Raw genomic sequence first — 291 nt, 5'->3', positions numbered from 1 at the left:
GCCGACGTCGTCGACGCGGTCTGGTGCGCCACCGGACCCGCCCCCGGGACCCAGGTCATCACCCCGGTACGTGCGTAGCACCCCGCCGAGGTAGAAGAAGTAGAACAGGGTCAGTACGCGACCTGGGGCACGAAGACGTTCGCCAGGTGCGTGTGCCGCGTGACCCAGCGGGTGCGCCGCGTCGTCAGGTTGCTCTCGGCGGTCAGCACGCACTCGACCACGCGCTCGACCGAGCCCGTCATCGCGGCGAGCGCGAGGGCGGCGTTGCGGCCCCACTCCTCCAGCAACACC

1 protein-coding gene is annotated in these 291 nt (G+C 71.1%); it reads right to left on the bottom strand.

Features of this window, described 5'->3' with window-relative positions:
* Nucleotides 1-110: 110 nt before the first annotated feature.
* Nucleotides 111-291 (bottom strand): hypothetical protein (locus PROKR_RS32845; protein ID WP_169736464.1); only part of this gene is annotated, 181 nt, incomplete at its 5' end.

The organism is Promicromonospora kroppenstedtii DSM 19349 (assembly GCF_000515355.1).
GTDB lineage: Bacteria > Actinomycetota > Actinomycetes > Actinomycetales > Cellulomonadaceae > Promicromonospora > Promicromonospora kroppenstedtii.
The sequence above is the reverse complement of the archived record's forward strand: the minus strand, read 5'-3'. Positions and strand labels throughout refer to the sequence as shown.